Origin of the sequence: Flavobacterium sp. S87F.05.LMB.W.Kidney.N, assembly GCF_004366435.1 — a bacterium.
In the GTDB taxonomy this organism is placed as follows: Bacteria; Bacteroidota; Bacteroidia; order Flavobacteriales; family Flavobacteriaceae; genus Flavobacterium.
On sequence record NZ_SODX01000002.1, the window covers coordinates 186,325 to 203,151 of the forward strand.

A 16,827-nucleotide genomic window follows, 5' to 3' on the forward strand; every position below is an offset into this window, starting at 1 on the left:
TTGTTGAAAAGATTTTAATGTTTTGATTTACGGTAGTTTATTTAGTTGGCGCTCCTGCAAGGTTTTCAAAACCTTATAGGTTTGTAATCGTATTAAAGCTATACCTACAAGGTTTTGAAAACCTTGCAGGAATAGGAATGAGAATTACCTTCCAGTCAATCTTTTTCTAATTTTATGATAATGTTTATGATAAGTACTATGACTAGGATAACTTCTGCTGGAAGTCAAATTATTAAAAACTAAAGCCGTTAAAAGTAAAATAAGCACACCAACTAAAACTGGCGAAATCACATACATATATCCTAAAGCTTTTATTTGTGTTGAACCTGTAACTGCAATCAAAGCAGTAGCACCTCCCGGCGGATGAAGCGTTTTTGTAATCTGCATGAAAATGATAGAGAGTGAAACTGCCAGAGGAGCAGAGATCCAAACAATATCGGGTACAAGCTTATTTATAGTGACACCTATAAAAGCCGAAATAACATGACCGCCAACTAAATTTCTCGGCTGCGAAAATGGACTTTGAATAATTCCGTAAATCAAAACACTCGAGGCACCAAAAGAACCAATTAAATACACAACATCACTCCCCGAAAAATGAGAAGATTCAAGATAAGCTAGAATTCCGATACCAACAAATGAACCTAAAAAGGACCAAAAATGTTCTTTATAATCAATTAAAGTTTCTTTATAAAGAATGTAACGTGTTTTTCTGTAGCTTCTTCTAATTTTTTGAGTGGGCATTTATGTGGTATTTATTGTAAAACTTTGATATTTTTTGCAATAGATTTCAACGATTCATAAAGATTTTTTAATCGTTTTAATCTGTGAAATCTGTGGCTAAATAATTTATTTAGTCAAGCTTGGCGCGTAACTATATACAGTGTATGGATATATTGTTTTCGCAGTGTATTTTGAAATTAAGCAAACTATAAGAATTGGTAAAAAGAGAGTATAATCGTTTGTTAATCCGCAGACTAAAAATATTGCTGTAAACGGAGCATGAATACTGGCGCTTAAAACAGCTGCCATTCCGATGATCATGAAATTTACTGGAATTACATTTACATGAAAAAAGCTGTTTAATATTGATGCTAATAACAATCCTAAAAATGCACCAATAAATAAACTTGGAGCAAATACGCCGCCGTCACCTCCAGAGGCAAGAGTCACAGAAGTTACAATTGGTTTTAAAATCAATATTCCGATAAATGTCAGCGCTAAAGTTATGGTTAGCGGAAGCTGGCTGGTGCTAAAAATCCCTTTTATAGCATGATATCCTTCTCCGTATAATTGAGGGAAAATAAAAAGTGAGATACTCAAAACAGCAGATCCGATAATAATTTTATAATAATGGGTATTTATTTTTCCGAATTGAGATTTGAAAAATAAAACGCATTTAGTCAAATAAACAGAATTCATTCCAGCTAAAATTCCTAAAAGAATAAAATACGGAATCGCTTTTAAATGCCAGGTTGTAATAGATACAGCAAATAGAGGTTCTTCTTTTAAAATATTAAGTAAGCCAAAAGCAATTGAAACAGCAATTACATTTGAAATTATAAATGCACGTGTTACTTTTCTGGAAATAACTTCAAAAGCAAACAATATTCCCGCAATCGGACTGCTGAAAAGTGCCGTTACACCAGCAGCAACTCCGGCGCAGATTAACTCTGTTTTGTATTGGCGGAAAACATTTTCTTTTTCGTGTGCAACAGAACCAATTGTTGCTGTGGCTACAACTGTAGAAACTTCTATTCCTGTTGAACCTCCAAAAATTACAGTTAATAATCCGTTTATGAAGTGAGATGGAATTTTATATGAAGGAAGATTTTTTTCAGTTTTTGTGCTTTCAAAAACCTCTTTGATTCCTTTGTTTTCTTTTTTCTTAAAAAGATATTGTCTCAGGAAATAAATTACAGATAATCCGAAAACTGGAAATACAATGTAAAATAGAGGATGAACCGATACTTGGTGAAAGAAGATTTCTTCGTAATATTCGGTTATTTTTTTTAGAGAAATTCCAAGAAAGGCAGAAAGGAAGCCAATTAAAATAGAAACAATAACTAATTTTCGGAATTTTATAAATTGATGATTTTTTTTGATTTGCGCCGTTTTGTTCATCAGAAGTAAATTTGAAATCGCATTTTTTTTATGCGGATCACAAAATTAAGCATCAAAATTGGTTTTTTATAAGAAATAATCAATTTAGTGTGTTAAAACCGATATAAACAAGAAAATTCGTTCGGTTAAACATGTTGCCACAAAGTCGACAAGGCGCAAAGTTTTTGTTTGCTTTATTTGGAAAGTTCTCGCATTTATGTCATTTCGTAGCCTCGGGATCGAAATGACAAATTGAAGGTGTATTCTAAAAGAAAAACCTCTGAAACTTTGCAACTTTGAGCCTTTGCACCTCTCATTATCTATCTCTCATAAAACTCGATCGGCAATAAATCAGGATCTGCAATAAAAGTAAAACGTTTATCGGTGGTTTCATCGATTCTGATTGGTTCTGATTCGATATTTTTTGAAGTTAAAAAAGCAATAGTTTCCTCTAAATTAATTACTTCAAATGCTAAATGTCTTAAACCCACAGCTTCAGGTCTTGAAGGTCTTTGCGGCGGATTCGGGAATGAAAACAATTCAACAACATAGGAACCATTTAAAGCCAAATCTAATTTATAAGATTGACGCTCTTCGCGATAAATTTCTCGAATAATTGTTAACCCTAAAATCTGGGTATAGAAGTATTTAGATTTTTCGTAATTTGAGCATAAAATGGCAATATGATGAACTTTATTAAGGGTAAGCATTATTTTTTTGATTCAGGTTCTTGATTTAATTTTCTAATCACTTTTGCTGGGTTTCCAACCGCTAATGAATTGTCTGGAATATCTTTTGTCACAACCGATCCGGCGCCAATAACACAGCCTTTTCCAATTGTAACACCTGGACAAATAACTGAATTTCCGCCAATCCAGCAATCGTCTCCAATGGTAACTGGGTAAGCATTTTCAAGCGTTTTTCTTAATTCAGCGTCAAGCGGATGCGAAGCTGTGTAGATTTGAACATTTGGTGCAATAAATACATTTGATCCGATATTTACAGGAGCACAGTCTAGAACGACACAATTCACATTGAAATAAACGTTGTCGCCGCAAAAGATATTATATCCGTAATCGCAGTGAAAGGGAGGCTCTATGTAAAAACCATCTCCAGTATTTGGAATAAGTTCTTTTAGAATTTCTTTTGCTTTTTTGGTTACTCTATATTCTTTTACATTAAGAGTATGCAAAAGATTTTTGGCTGTTCTACGTCCTTTTACAAGTTCTGGATCAAACGCATTATAGTATTCGCCAGAGATCATTTTTTCTTTTTCTGTTTTCATTTATTACATTTTCGTCTTGGCGATTTTTTCATGTATTTTTAAAGTTTCCAATAAAGCGGCAGTGGCATACCAAGGCGTTAATTCGGCTTCCAGTAAATTGGCTTTTATGGCAGGATCTGTTGCAACAAGCGCCTTTGCTTCTTCTATAGTTTCTACATTAAAAATATAAATGCCCCTATAATTTCTGTCGTTTTTCATAAAAGGGCCAGCAACAACCAGTTTTCCTTCTTTTGCTAATTTATTGATGTTGGCCATATGTCCCTCAAAAAGTTTTTTGGTTTCTTCTTTTGAAGCTGTTGTATTGGTTCCAGATTTTAAAAGACAAAAAACATATTTTTTCATTCCGTATTCGTCGGCATGAAGAGATTTTGCAAGATTTTCATCGTATTTGGCTTCAGTTTCCTGCGAAAAACCGATTACATTCATAAATAAAAAAAATAATAATAGTGTTGATTTTTTCATATGAACATATGTTAGATTTCGTTTTTTATTTTTCGTTAATTCTTTATGAATTAAATTAAACCAATTTCTTCAAAATAACGATCTGACCTAAATGATACACATCATGCTGAATAATTCCGTGAATGTGTTCGTAATAGGTATGGCCATTATTTACGTAAATTTTAGCCAAATCTTCGTCATTAAAATCTTCGAAAAAAGTATTCCATGATTCTTGAGATTTTGCCAATGTTTGAAGCGATTGTTCCCAAGCAGCTTCTGAAGGGTCTAAAACAGGTACAAAATAATTATGGTCAGGAGTTATAATTACTTCTCCCTGCATGCGTTCTAAAATGTTTCTTCTCCATTGTATTAAATGATTCACAATTTCCCAAATCGTGTTAAGATTTGGATTTGCTTTTTTGTAAGCCTGCTCTGCTGTTACATTTTGTAAAGTATCGGCAAGATTTACTTCCAGCCAAGGATTACCATTATAAATGGATTGATATAGATTTGAAATTCGTTTACTTTCTGACATAAAATGATGATTTTGGATTTCATAGCTAAGATACAAATTAGTAATTTACAACTCATCCTCGAAATTCTACAATTGGGTTATTATATATTTTTTAACAGAAAATGTTAAAATACATTTGCTTCATCAAAACCAAAGATGATATGAAAACCAAATTATTTTTTACCATTAGCTTTTTATTTTTTACAGCTTTAATTTTTGCACAAAATACTATTTCTGGAAAAGTTGTAGATCAAAAAGGAAAACCAGTTGCCGGTGCTAATATTTATATTGACGGCACTTATGACGGAGCAACAAGCTCTGAAACCGGAGATTTTTCTTTTGAAACAACTGCTGAAGCAAATCAATTTATAGTAGTTAGTTTTTTACTTTTCGAAACTTTTAAAACCGAAATTGATGTTACTAATTATAAAAATCAAACGGTAAAATTAAGAGAAAACGTAAATGCTCTTGATGCCGTTGTAATTACAGCTGGAACCTTAGAGTCTGGAGACAAAGCAAGGGTTTCTGTTTTAAAACCATTAGATATTGTAACAACTGCGGGTTCTGCAGGAAATATCGTGGCAGCTTTACAAACTTTACCTGGCACACAAACTGTTGGCGAAGACGGACGTTTGTTTGTTCGTGGAGGTGAGGCCAATGAAACACAGACTTTTATTGACGGAATTAGAGTTGCGCAGCCTTACGGAGCGACAACCAATAACTTACCAACTCGAAGCAGATTTTCTCCTTTCTTGTTCAGCGGAATTGCATTTTCTACTGGAGGTTATTCTGCTGAATATGGCGAAGCTCTATCTAGTGTTTTACTTTTAAACACGCAAGACGAAGAAGATCACGAAAAAACAGATATCGGATTAATGACAGTTGGTTTGAGTGTAGGAAATACTCAAAAATGGGAAAAAAGTTCTTTAAGTGTCAATATGGCTTATATTAATTTGGCGCCTTATCAAGCAGTAATTCCACAAAATGTAGATTGGAATAATCCCTATCAATCTCTTGGAGGTGAAACGGTTTACCGATATAAATTCACAAATGGAATCTTTAAATTATACGCTTCTTTCGACTCAGAGAAATTCGATTTGAATCAGAAAAATATCAATTTCGAAAATCCGATCAGAACCGATATGAACAATAATAACTTTTATTTGAATTCTTCATACAAAGGAAGTTTTGGAACAGGATGGCAGTTAACTTCAGGAATTAGTTACGGTTACAGTAAAAATAAATTGAAATATAATATCACAGATGTTGACAGCAACGAAAATGCAGCACAGTTGAAATTGAAACTTGCCAAAAAGGTTTCCAACCATTTTAGATTGTCTTTTGGTACAGATTATTTCATTACCAAATACAACGAAAATTTCGATGATAATGTTTCTATTAACGGTTCAAATGGCTACGATTCTAATATTTTTGCAGCTTACACAGAAGCAGATCTTTCGATCTCTAAAAATCTAGCTTTAAAAGTTGGTTTGAGATATTCAAATAACAGTTTGTTAAACGAAAATAATTTTGCTCCAAGAGCTTCATTAGGTTATAAAGTTTCAAAAAGCAGCCAGTTCTCGTTTGCTTACGGAGATTTTTCTCAAACGCCTGTTGTAGATTATATTAAATATTCAAAATACCATCAGTTTGAGAGTGAAAAAGCCAGACATTATATCTTAAATTATACGTTTACAAAACCTGGACAACTGCTTAGAACAGAATTATATTATAAAGATTACAGCAATTTAGTTCAATACGATACAAGAGATATTCAGTACAATTCGGTTTTCAATAATAACGGATCGGGTTATGCAAAAGGATTGGATGTACTTTGGAGAGACAGCAATTTGTACAAAAACTTAGAATATTGGATTTCATATTCATACATCGATTCAGAAAGACAATATAAAAACTTTCCAAACATGGCTACTCCAAGTTTTATTGCTAATCATAGTTTGTCTGTTGTAACCAAATATTTTATTACAGACTGGAAATCGCAAGTAGGTTTTACAAATAGCTACAGCTCAGGACGTCCTTACAATGATCCGAACCAAACGCAATTTATGAGCGGAAAAACAAAATCTTACAATAGTTTAAGTTTCAACTGGGCCTATTTATTAACCACACAAAAAATTCTTTACTTCTCTGTTTCGAATATTTTAGGAACACAAAATGTTTTTGGATATGATTATGCCAAAACAGCAGATCCAAGCGGAGTTTATCAAAGACAAGCTGTAACACCAACCGCAGATAGATTTTTCTTCGTTGGTTTCTTCTGGACAATCAGCCAGAATAAAAATGAGAATCAGTTGAAGAATCTTTAAAAGATTCTAAAGTTCTGAGATTCTAAGTTGCTGAGAAAAACTTAGAATCTTAGTCACTTAGAACCTCAGAATCTCCAAAAAAACAATTCATCATCAAAAATCAACAACTCAGTATCATTTAATTTTAAAAGAGTAAAAAGCGTAATACTTTTGAAGTATAAATTAGAAAGGACCAAAGAAGCAAAGTGACAAAGGTTCAAAGTTTTAAAAATAGTAACAATATAAAAAAACAAACCTTTGTCCCTTTGCAACTCAAAACCTTTGAACCTTAAAAAAAAGAGTTTTAATCATCAATAAAAAAACCTTAGAATACCAGAATCTTAATAACTTATAAACTTTAAAAAAAAGAAATCATGACCAAAATTATCACCGTTATTACATTATTTATCTGCAGTTTATTATCTGCACAAACACAATTTGAACAAGGAATGACTAAAGCTTTCGGGCTTTGGAAAGAAGGAAAAAATGCAGATGCTTCTGCAATGTTTGAAAGAATCGCAGCGGCTGAAAAAACAAGCTGGCTTCCTAATTACTATGTAGGTTTGGTAAACACATTATCTGTTTTTACAGAAAAAGATAAAACAAAAATCGATTTGTTATTAACCAAAGCTCAGGATGCATTAGATATTGAATTGATAAAAGATCAAAGTAACTCAGAATTATATGTATTGCAAGCGCTAATTTATACAGGATATGTTGTAGCAGACCCAATGACAAACGGAATGAAATATTCTGGAAAAGTTATGGAAGCTTACGCGAAAGCTAAAGCACTTAACCCAAATAATCCAAGAGCAGTTTTTGGAGAAGCTGACTATCAATTAGGAGGCGCAAAATGGACAGGAGTTGACACAAAACCTTTATGTGTACAAGTTGATAAAGCTATTGAACTTTTTGGTACTTTTAAACCAGAAACTCCTTTTTCTCCAAAATGGGGATTAGAAAGAGCTCTTGAAGTTCAAAAAACTTGTAAATAATAAAAATATTAAACTAAGCTGATTATATGAAAGATGATGGAACTGTTTTTTCTGATTTAAAAGGTGGAACTATAGCATGTTTCAAGATTGCAATGGTATTTGCGATAATATTTTCAGCTTGTTTAGGAGATGATCTAAATATTAGAAACGTTCTTTTAACCTTTTTTATAAGCTGTCTTTATTCTTTTGGATTGGGTTTCGGTAACGGATTTATCAATGTTTTTCTAGATAAAAAATGGGATTGGCTGGAACAAACCAATCTGAGAGTTTATTACGGAATCTTAATAACCGTTTTATATACGGTTCCAGTTGTTTTAGGAATAAACTATTTTATTTTCGTTGTCGTGCAACATGTAACTTTAGATGTGTTTTTTGGAGCAAGAATGTTATGGGTGCATCTTTTCTACATCATTTTATCATTAGGAGTTTCGACTTTTATGCAGGCCAGAAGTTTTATGGTAAAATGGAAAAGGGCTTCAAAATTTGAAATAACACAACAGAAAATCATTGCAGGAACAGCAAATGCTAAATTCGAAAGCTTAAAAAATCAAATTGATCCGCATTTTCTTTTTAACAGCTTGAATGTTTTAAGTTCATTGATCGAAGAAAATCCAGATAATGCACAGCGGTTTACCACTTCTTTATCTAAAATTTACAGATATGTTTTAGAACAAAAAGATAAAGAATTGGTTTCGGTTGAAGACGAATTATCATTTGCGAAAACCTATATGAATTTGTTGAAAATGCGTTTCGAAAACAGCTTGTTTTACGAATTGCCAACAGAAGACATAAATCCAGATGCTAAAGTGGTGCCGCTTTCCTTACAGCTTTTGCTTGAAAATACAGTTAAGCATAATGTGGTAAGCGAACAGAAACCACTTCATATTAGAATATTTATTGATAAAGATTATTTGGCTATTCAAAATGATCTTCAGAAGAAAGAAGTGCTGCAGGACAGACAAGGTGTTGGACTGCAGAATATCGTAAACCGTTACGGAATTATAACCGATAGGAAAGTGAAGGTGGAGCAGGACGAGAAAAATTTTACGGTTAAGATTCCAATTTTAACAAAACAAGTTAGTGTTATGGAAACAAATGCAGATTATAATGATGAAGCGAAAGCTTATTATAGAGCCAAAAAAAGAGTTGAGGAATTAAAGGGATTTTATGCAAATATAATTTCATACTGTTGTGTGATTCCGCTTTTAGTTTTTATCAATCTAAGATTTTCACCTGGATTTCAATGGTTTTGGTTTTCTGCTTTAGGCTGGGGATTTGGAATTACGATGCACGCTTTTAAGGTATTTGGTTATAGTTCAGATTGGGAGGAAAGAAAAATTAGAGAGATTCTAGAAAGAGAAAACAAACAAAAAACATGGAAATAATCATGGAAAAAGATTTTACAGAAGCAGAACGTTATTATGATGCTCAGAAAAGAGTAAAAGAAATAAAAGAGTTTTACGAGCATTTGACAGTTTATCTTCTAACTAATCCAATTGTGATTGTGGTAAATCTGATGACTTCTCCAGGATATTTGTGGTTTTTATGGTGCTTGATGGGATGGGGAATGGCTCTTATTATGCACGGATTAAAAGTTTTCAGCCTGCCGCCTTTTTTCAATAAAAAATGGGAAGAAAGAAAAATTAGAGAAATTCTAGAGAAAGAAAAAATTAGAAAAACTTGGGAGTAATATGGAAACAAAATTTGATTTTGATAAAGAACAATCTGAATTACAGAAATTAGCAAGTCGGAAAGTTATTAAACTTAAATCCTTTTACAAACAGTTATTTATTTACACCATCATTCTAATACTTTACCTTTTAAAAGAATACACCAAACTGCCGCTAAATGTATTCCCGATTAATTTGTTAAATGGTGTAATTATGATTTTGTGGGCTGCGGTAGTCATTGGCTCAGCAATAGATGTATTTGCTTCTTTTAAGATTTTTGATGAAGATTGGGAAGCACGTAAAGTAAAAAGTATTTTAGAGAGAAGAAATAAAAAACAAAAATGGGAGTAGTCATGGAAATGAATTATAACGAAGAAGAAAGATATATTCAAGCAAGAAAAAAAGTTGAGAATATCAAAGGATTTTATGGAAATCTTGTTGCCTATGTATTGGTAAATGCGATTCTGATTTTCATCAATTTATATACATCACCCCAGTATTTATGGTTTTTCTGGCCTTTATTATGGTGGGGAGTAGGGGTTGTTTTTCACGGATTGAAAGTTTTTGAAGTTTTCCCAACTTTAGGAAAAGAATGGGAAGAAAGAAAAATCAAAGAATTTATGGAGAAGGAAAAACAGAACAAAAATAAGTGGAAATAATATTAAAAGATAAAAAAAATGGGACGATTAAGAAGACATATGTACGAAGAATACGGGCAGGATTTTAACACTGATGAGCGTTATAATAAGGCGTATAGGAAAGTAAAGAAAATCAAAGGCTTTTACTCACATTTAAAAGTTTACATTATTGTTAATGTAATTATTATATTTTTAAGTTTGAATAAAAATTTTATAGGCAGCGAATTTAGACAAAGTGGTCTATTTGAGTGGCATACTTACTCAACAGCATTTTCATGGGGAATAGCACTTTTAATTCACGCTTTCCTTGTTTTTAGCGGCGATTATTTTTTTAGTGATAACTGGGAGGAAAAGAAAATTCGAAAATACATGGAAGAAGACGCTGCGAATAAAAAAAAATGGGAGTAACTTTGAATTAATTTTTTTCAAATTTTACATTATAGTAAATGATCACATTAATTATAGAAGACGAAAAACCAGCGGCAAGATTACTGCAAAGAAAACTTGAAAAGTTAGATGTAAAAGTAGAAACGATGCTTCATTCGGTTGAAGAATCAGTTGAATGGTTTGAAAATAACCCTCATCCAGATTTAATTTTTCTGGATATCCAATTATCAGATGGTTTGTCTTTTGAAATTTTTGAAAAAATTGACATCAAAAGTGCTATTATTTTTACTACTGCATATGATGAATATGCTTTAAAGGCTTTTAAATTAAACAGCATTGATTATCTTTTAAAACCAATTGATGAAGATGATCTTGAAGTGGCCGTTTCGAAGTTTAAAACCCGTATGCCAAAAGCAGCAGAAACTTCAAATCTGCAATTAGATTTTGAGCAGATTCGCCAAATGCTTTCCAATCCTTTTGAGAAAACGTACAAAAAGAGGTTTACAGTTAAAATTGGACAGCATTTAAAAGTCATTACTACAGAAGAAATAGAATGCTTTTTTAGTGAAAATAAAGGAACATACATTCATACTTACGAAAATCGTGATTATTTAATCGATTCGACTTTAGAAATCCTGGAGCAGGAATTAGACAAGAAAGATTTCTTTCGCGTAAGCAGAAAATTTATTGTGCCGTTAAAAGCTATTAAAGAAATTCAGGTGTATACCAATTCTCGTCTAAAAGTTATTTTACCAACTTACAGAGAAGATGAGGTTATTGTAAGCCGAGAAAAAGTGCAGGATTTTAAATCTTGGCTGGCATAAAACTTTTACTTTAAAATAGATTTCAACAGATTATAATTCGTTCGAATTAAATCTATTCCATAAAAGAGAGCCGTAAATTCGGCTCTTTTTAGTTTACATAAAATGAGTTATTTGCTCAGTCGGTGCAGCGTAAAAGTCATAGCGCTTAAAAGGAAAAATGCCATAATCTGGTGAATTAATCCTAAAGCCAATGGAACGCTGTATAATAATGTGAAAACTCCAAGTAAAAATTGGATGAAAACAAAAACTACAAGAGTTTTGATTCCGTTAGATTGTGTGTTTGTCAGCGAAATTTTGGTACTTCTGTAATATAAGAACAAAATAAAAGCTACTACTATATAAGCAAAAGTTCTATGCACAAACTGAACACCGCTTTTTCCTTCAATAAGATTTTTAATTAATGTTGGCTGTTCGATGTAAACCGAATCATGAATAAATTGCCCGTCGCTCATTAAGGGCCAGTGATTGTGAATTAATCCGGCATTTAATCCTGCAACAAATCCGCCATAAATAATTTGGATTAGTAAAGCCACTAAAGCAAATCGTCCAATGTTTCTTAGCGGAATATTGATTCTGCTGTTTTTTTCAGTATAGATTAAATCTAAAGCGACCCAAAGTGTATAAGCAAAAGTGATGAAAGCAAAAGTTAAGTGTAATGAAAGTCTAAAATGACTCACATCTGGATTATCAATCAAACCGCTTCTCACCATAAACCATCCTAAAAATCCTTGGAAACCTCCCATCGCCAAAAGAATAACACATTTTTTGATGGTTGCGCGATCCAGTTTTTTTCTAATTAAGAAATAAACAAATGGGACAAAGAAAACCAATCCAATAATACGACCGATGAAACGGTGAAACCATTCCCAGAAATAAATGAATTTATAATCTGCTAATTGAAAATCGTTATGAATATTGATTTTTTGATACTCAGGAAACTTTTTATATTCATCAAATGCGGCCTGCCATTTGGCTTCAGTTAAAGGTGGAAATGTATCGGTTACCAAATGCCAGTCAGTCATTGATAAACCTGAATTGGTCAAACGTGTGATTCCGCCCACGACAACCATTAAAAACAATAAAACACAGCCCGATAGTAACCAAATGATTACTGATTTATTCTCTTTTTTCATTTTATAAATAGTACTTATTTCTCTACTTTTTTTAAGCCCAATTTAGCTGCCCTTTTAATTACAAAATCATAAGCTGCCTGATATTCATTCGGAATATCTCCTTCTAAAATGGCTTCTTTCACTGCTTCTTTTAAAATTCCGATTTCTCTTGAAGGTTTTAAATCAAACATTTCCATAATTTCTTCGCCAGAAATTGGCGGCTGAAAATTACGAACATGATCGCGTTCTTCAACTTCAACAATTTTCTTGCGGACGATTTCAAAGTTCTTGTGATATTTTTTGAATTTCGATGGATTTTTGGTTGTAATATCTGCCTCACACAAAGTCATTAAATTTTCGACATCTTCACCAGCATCAAAAACCAAACGACGAACTGCGCTATCGGTCACAATATCCTGCGCCAAAACAATCGGGCGCGAACTCATAATAACCATTTTCTGCACAAATTTCATTTTGTGGTTCAAAGGCATGTGTAAACGTTCGAATATTTTCTTAGCCATTTTTCCGCCTAGAAATTCATGTCCATGAAAAGTCCATCCTTGTTTTTTAGTGAAACGTTTTGTTGGCGCTTTTCCAATATCATGCAATAAAGCCGACCAGCGTAACCAAACATCATCTGTATTTGGGCAAATATTATCGACAACTTCAAGCGTGTGGTAAAAGTTGTTTTTATGCGTATGACCTTCAATTTCCTCTACCTGATTCAACGCTGTTAATTCAGGTAAAATAATATCCAAAAGTCCAGTTTTGTATAAAAGTAAAAATCCGACTGAAGGTTTATCTGTAGAAAGAATTTTATTTAATTCGTCTACTATTCTTTCCCCAGAAATTATTTTAATGCGTTCAGCATTTTTTGTGATAGCATTTAATGAATTTTCTTCAATCTCAAAATTTAATTGTGTGGCAAAACGAATCGCGCGCAGCATTCGCAAAGGATCATCAGAATAGGTAATATCTGGATCCAAAGGCGTTTTTATTGTTTTGTTTTCTAAATCTGCCAAACCATCAAACGGATCTAAAAGATCTCCAAAATTACTTTCGTTTAACGATAAAGCCAAAGCATTTATGGTAAAATCACGACGGTTTTGATCGTCTTGAAGTGTTCCGTTTTCTACAATCGGATTTCGGCTGTCAAAATTATAAGATTCTTTTCGGGCTCCAACAAATTCGATATCCGTATCTTCAAAACGCAGCATTGCTGTTCCGTAAGTTTTAAAAACCTGAACCTTTGGTTTTTTAGGAAGTAGTTCAGACACTTTCAAAGCCAGTTCAATACCGCTTCCAACTGCTACAACATCAATATCCTTTTTAGAACCTCGGTTTAAAAGCAAATCGCGAACAAATCCGCCAATAACGTAACTGTCAACATTAAGTTCTTTTGATGCTTTCGAAATTATATCGAAAATTTTGTTTTGTAAAGCAGTTTTATAATTTGTTTGTGTAGCCACGAATTCAGTGATTTTTGAGTAAAATGCATTTTATATTTTAATAGAAATAGTTTCTATTAAAATAGAATAAAAATGCATGCAAATTTACAACATAGAAAATGCCTATTATAATCTACAGCTCACTTTTTTGAAGAAATTAATAGTTTTTGATATCGATTTTTATGAATTGAGAAAAAGGTTTGCCACGAATTATACAAATTACCACGAATTTATTTTTTTCTGCCACAGATTACAGGATTAAAAGGATTAAAAAATCTGTGTAAATCTTTTAAGTCTGTGAAAAAAAATGGAAACAATCAGAGTAAAACAAAAATTATTGAAAATTTGTGTAATTCGAGACGAAAAGAGAATAGCCGCAGATTACAGGATTAAAAGGATTAAAAATCTGTATGAATTTTTTAATCTGAGGCAAAAAATCTTCGCAACCTGCTTGAAAGAAAAATTCGTGCTAATTTGTGTAATTTGTGGCGGAAGAAAAAACTATAGAGCAATAAAACAAATCAATTAGGATAATCTGTTTTTAAAAATGCAATTTGTATTTTTGAGTCATAGAAAAAAGCACAAATGAAAATAGTTATATCGCCAGCAAAGTCTTTAAATTTCGAAAAAGAATTACCAACTACAAAACATACAGAGCCTTCATTTTTAAAAGAAGCAAGAGTGGTTCATAAAGTGGTTAAACAAAAAAAGCCATCTGAATTATCTGAATTAATGTCAATCTCAGATAAATTGGCAGATTTAAACTGGAAAAGAAATCAAGATTGGAAAACTCCTTTTACGCCTCAGAATGCACGTCCAGCAGTTTATACTTTTGATGGTGATGTTTATACAGGCTTGGACGCATATACTATTCCGTTAGAGAAATTAGAAGCGCTTCAAGATAAATTAAGAATTTTATCTGGTCTTTATGGTCTTTTGAAACCGCTTGATTTAATGCAGGCATATCGTTTAGAAATGGGAACCAAAATGCCAGTTGGTGAATATAAAAACCTTCACGAATTTTGGAAACCAACAGTTACAAAAGCGCTAAATAAAGAATTGAAAAAAGGCGAATTATTCGTGAATTTAGCCAGTAACGAATATTTTTCTGCTGTTGATGTGAAAGCTTTAAAAGTTCCTGTCATTACTCCAGACTTTAAAGATTATAAAGACGGAAAATTAAAAATGATCAGTTTTTTTGCCAAAAAGGCGAGAGGTATGATGGTTCGTTATATCATCGATACCAATGCTGAAACGGTAGATGATTTAAAAGGATTTAATTATGATGGATATCAGTTTGATGCTAATCTTTCAAAAGGAAATCATTTGGTTTTTACAAGATAATTTTTAAGATGCTAAGATTCTAAGTAGCTGAGGTTCTAAGTTTTTTACAGAATTATTTAAAAAATTCAATAAAATTATCCTCTTAGAAAAGAAATAATAGTAAAATAAAAAGCCGAGTTACAGGAAAGTGAACTCGGCTTTTTCGTATTATAAATAATTATTAACATTAATGCATCGCATCTGCGGGATTAATTTTATTCTTCCCTTTTTTGATAAAGAGAATAATCGGTATACAACATAAAAACATAATTCCTAAGTACATGAAAATATCCATGTAAGCCATTACTGTACTTTGTTTCATGACTGAACCTTCTATTGCCTGATATGCTTTTTTCAAAGCAACATCTGCACTATATCCTTTTGACATAAAGGCGTGCTGCATTCCTGCAATTCGCTGCTGCACTTCAAATTTGGCAGGATCTAGGTTATTAATTAAATCTACTCGGTGTGACTGGCTGAAACGTGTGATGAAAGTGGTAATAATCGCAATACCAAATGATCCTCCTAACTGACGCATCATTCCTGTAAAAGCTGCACCTTCACCAATTTGTTTTCCTTTTAATGTAGAAAGCGAAAGGGTGGTAATAGGTACGAAAAGTAATCCAAGACCAATTCCTCTTAAAATTAAAGGCCAGTACATATGTTCAACTCCTGTATCAGGTGTCATACGGCTGTACATCATGAATGTGAAGAAGAAGAAAACTAAAAATCCTACTCCAACCATATATCCTTGAGGCACACCTTTCTGAATCATATTTCCAACAAATGGCATCATAATCGCCGTTGTGATAGATCCTGGAATTAATAATAATCCAGCATCAGTTGCGGTCCACCCTAAAATGGATTGTGTATAAATTGGGATAATTAATGTCGAGCCATATAAACCGAAACCAAGTATGAAACACATAATAGTTCCGATTCGTAAATTTCCATCTTTTAAAACACTCAAGTTTACAATTGGATATTTGTAGGTCAGCTCTCTCCAAATAAAAAGAACTAATCCTAAAACAGTTATGACACTTAGAGTTACAATAAGTGAGTCGTTAAACCAATCGTCCTGCTGACCGTGTTCTAGTACGAATTGTAAAGAACCAATAAAGGTGCTCAACAAAACAATTCCCCACCAGTCAACCTGATTTGCTTTTAATTTTTCTCCATATTTTGGACTTCTAACAAAAGTTAAAGCCAAGATAGTTGCAATAATTCCTAACGGAATGTTGATATAGAAAATGTACGGCCAAGAATAATTATCTACTAAATATCCTCCTAAAGGCGGACCTAAAGTTGGACCAACAATTACACCCATTCCGTAAATAGCCTGCGCCATTCCACGTTTTGCAACTGGGTAACTTTCTGTAATAATTGTTTGGGCTGTTACCAGAAGCGCTCCACCACCCATACCTTGTACGAATCGAAAGGCTACAAGTTCCCAAATATTTGTGGCATTACCACACAAAAAAGAACAGACCGTAAATATTATGATGGAAGCCACAAAATAATTACGTCTTCCAAATTGCTGTGATAGCCAGCTCGTCATCGGAATTACAATAACATTCGCAATTGCGTATGCTGTAATTACCCACGCCACATCGGTCAAGGTAGCACCAAGACTTCCGCGCATGTCTGTTAGAGCTACGTTTACGATCGTGGTATCAACAATTTCCAGCAATGCACAAAGTACAGCTGTAATTGTAATTACAACACGTCTGAAGCCGTATTCTACTAAATCGTCGTCTGCTTGTATTGCTGTTGCCATTTAT

The 16,827-nt window shown here is 32.8% G+C and carries 18 protein-coding genes; 9 read left to right on the plus strand and 9 right to left on the minus strand.

Annotation, left to right across the window (positions count from 1 at the left end; genetic code table 11):
• Nucleotides 1-144 precede the first annotated feature (144 nt).
• The 6 genes from EDB96_RS06640 to EDB96_RS06665 all read right to left on the minus strand — a co-directional run bounded on the left by EDB96_RS06640 (nucleotide 145) and on the right by EDB96_RS06665 (nucleotide 4,364).
• Complete coding sequence (locus EDB96_RS06640) at nucleotides 145-744, minus strand: HPP family protein (RefSeq protein ID WP_057116818.1); 600 nt, start codon at nucleotides 742-744, stop codon at nucleotides 145-147.
• 105 nt (nucleotides 745-849) lie between these two features.
• Complete coding sequence (locus tag EDB96_RS06645; RefSeq protein ID WP_134139832.1) at nucleotides 850-2,124, minus strand: chloride channel protein; 1,275 nt, start codon at nucleotides 2,122-2,124, stop codon at nucleotides 850-852.
• 299 nt (nucleotides 2,125-2,423) lie between these two features.
• A complete protein-coding gene (locus tag EDB96_RS06650) occupies nucleotides 2,424-2,813 on the minus strand; it encodes a VOC family protein (protein WP_134139834.1) in 390 nt (129 codons plus the stop codon).
• Nucleotides 2,813-3,388 carry a sugar O-acetyltransferase gene (locus EDB96_RS06655; protein ID WP_134139836.1) on the minus strand — a complete coding sequence of 192 codons (576 nt, stop codon included), beginning with the start codon at nucleotides 3,386-3,388 and terminating at the stop codon, nucleotides 2,813-2,815. Before EDB96_RS06655 ends, EDB96_RS06650 begins: the two co-directional genes overlap by 1 nt.
• Nucleotides 3,389-3,391: 3 nt before the next feature.
• Nucleotides 3,392-3,850: a YciI family protein gene (locus tag EDB96_RS06660; RefSeq protein WP_057116814.1), complete on the minus strand. Its 459-nt coding sequence runs from the start codon at nucleotides 3,848-3,850 to the stop codon at nucleotides 3,392-3,394.
• A gap of 55 nt (nucleotides 3,851-3,905) precedes the next feature.
• Nucleotides 3,906-4,364, minus strand: coding sequence for a DinB family protein (locus tag EDB96_RS06665; protein ID WP_057116813.1), 459 nt, complete (start codon nucleotides 4,362-4,364; stop codon nucleotides 3,906-3,908).
• 140 nt (nucleotides 4,365-4,504) lie between these two features.
• Between EDB96_RS06665 and EDB96_RS06670 the strand changes: the two genes are divergently transcribed.
• The 8 genes from EDB96_RS06670 to EDB96_RS06705 all read left to right on the plus strand — a co-directional run bounded on the left by EDB96_RS06670 (nucleotide 4,505) and on the right by EDB96_RS06705 (nucleotide 11,163).
• Nucleotides 4,505-6,670, plus strand: coding sequence for a TonB-dependent receptor domain-containing protein (locus EDB96_RS06670; protein WP_134139837.1), 2,166 nt, complete (start codon nucleotides 4,505-4,507; stop codon nucleotides 6,668-6,670).
• 353 nt (nucleotides 6,671-7,023) lie between these two features.
• A complete protein-coding gene (locus tag EDB96_RS06675) occupies nucleotides 7,024-7,644 on the plus strand; it encodes a hypothetical protein (protein WP_057116811.1) in 621 nt (206 codons plus the stop codon).
• 26 nt (nucleotides 7,645-7,670) lie between these two features.
• Nucleotides 7,671-9,029: a histidine kinase gene (locus EDB96_RS06680; RefSeq protein WP_057116810.1), complete on the plus strand. Its 1,359-nt coding sequence runs from the start codon at nucleotides 7,671-7,673 to the stop codon at nucleotides 9,027-9,029.
• A gap of 2 nt (nucleotides 9,030-9,031) precedes the next feature.
• Nucleotides 9,032-9,334, plus strand: a complete 303-nt coding sequence (locus tag EDB96_RS06685) for a 2TM domain-containing protein (protein WP_057116809.1) — start codon at nucleotides 9,032-9,034, stop codon at nucleotides 9,332-9,334.
• Between the two features lies 1 nt (nucleotide 9,335).
• A complete protein-coding gene (locus EDB96_RS06690; protein WP_134139839.1) occupies nucleotides 9,336-9,665 on the plus strand; it encodes a 2TM domain-containing protein in 330 nt (109 codons plus the stop codon).
• Complete coding sequence (locus EDB96_RS06695) at nucleotides 9,656-9,973, plus strand: 2TM domain-containing protein (protein ID WP_057116807.1); 318 nt, start codon at nucleotides 9,656-9,658, stop codon at nucleotides 9,971-9,973. Before EDB96_RS06690 ends, EDB96_RS06695 begins: the two co-directional genes overlap by 10 nt.
• An 18-nt stretch (nucleotides 9,974-9,991) precedes the next feature.
• Nucleotides 9,992-10,360: a 2TM domain-containing protein gene (locus EDB96_RS06700; protein WP_057117014.1), complete on the plus strand. Its 369-nt coding sequence runs from the start codon at nucleotides 9,992-9,994 to the stop codon at nucleotides 10,358-10,360.
• Nucleotides 10,361-10,398: 38 nt separating this feature from the next.
• Nucleotides 10,399-11,163 carry a LytR/AlgR family response regulator transcription factor gene (locus EDB96_RS06705; protein WP_134139840.1) on the plus strand — a complete coding sequence of 255 codons (765 nt, stop codon included), beginning with the start codon at nucleotides 10,399-10,401 and terminating at the stop codon, nucleotides 11,161-11,163.
• A gap of 107 nt (nucleotides 11,164-11,270) precedes the next feature.
• Here the strand turns inward: EDB96_RS06705 and EDB96_RS06710 are convergent, their stop codons facing one another.
• Nucleotides 11,271-12,296 (minus strand): COX15/CtaA family protein, encoded by a 1,026-nt coding sequence (locus EDB96_RS06710; protein ID WP_134139841.1) that lies wholly within the window; start codon nucleotides 12,294-12,296, stop codon nucleotides 11,271-11,273.
• A 14-nt stretch (nucleotides 12,297-12,310) separates the two neighbouring features.
• Nucleotides 12,311-13,744, minus strand: a complete 1,434-nt coding sequence (locus tag EDB96_RS06715; RefSeq protein ID WP_134139842.1) for a CCA tRNA nucleotidyltransferase — start codon at nucleotides 13,742-13,744, stop codon at nucleotides 12,311-12,313.
• A 564-nt stretch (nucleotides 13,745-14,308) separates the two neighbouring features.
• On the opposite strand from EDB96_RS06715, the gene yaaA reads away from it, so the two are divergent.
• Complete coding sequence (yaaA, locus tag EDB96_RS06720) at nucleotides 14,309-15,067, plus strand: peroxide stress protein YaaA (RefSeq protein ID WP_057116803.1); 759 nt, start codon at nucleotides 14,309-14,311, stop codon at nucleotides 15,065-15,067.
• A 166-nt stretch (nucleotides 15,068-15,233) separates the two neighbouring features.
• Here the strand turns inward: yaaA and EDB96_RS06725 are convergent, their stop codons facing one another.
• Nucleotides 15,234-16,823, minus strand: coding sequence for an MDR family MFS transporter (locus EDB96_RS06725; protein ID WP_057116802.1), 1,590 nt, complete (start codon nucleotides 16,821-16,823; stop codon nucleotides 15,234-15,236).
• Between the last annotated feature and the right edge of the window lie 4 nt (nucleotides 16,824-16,827).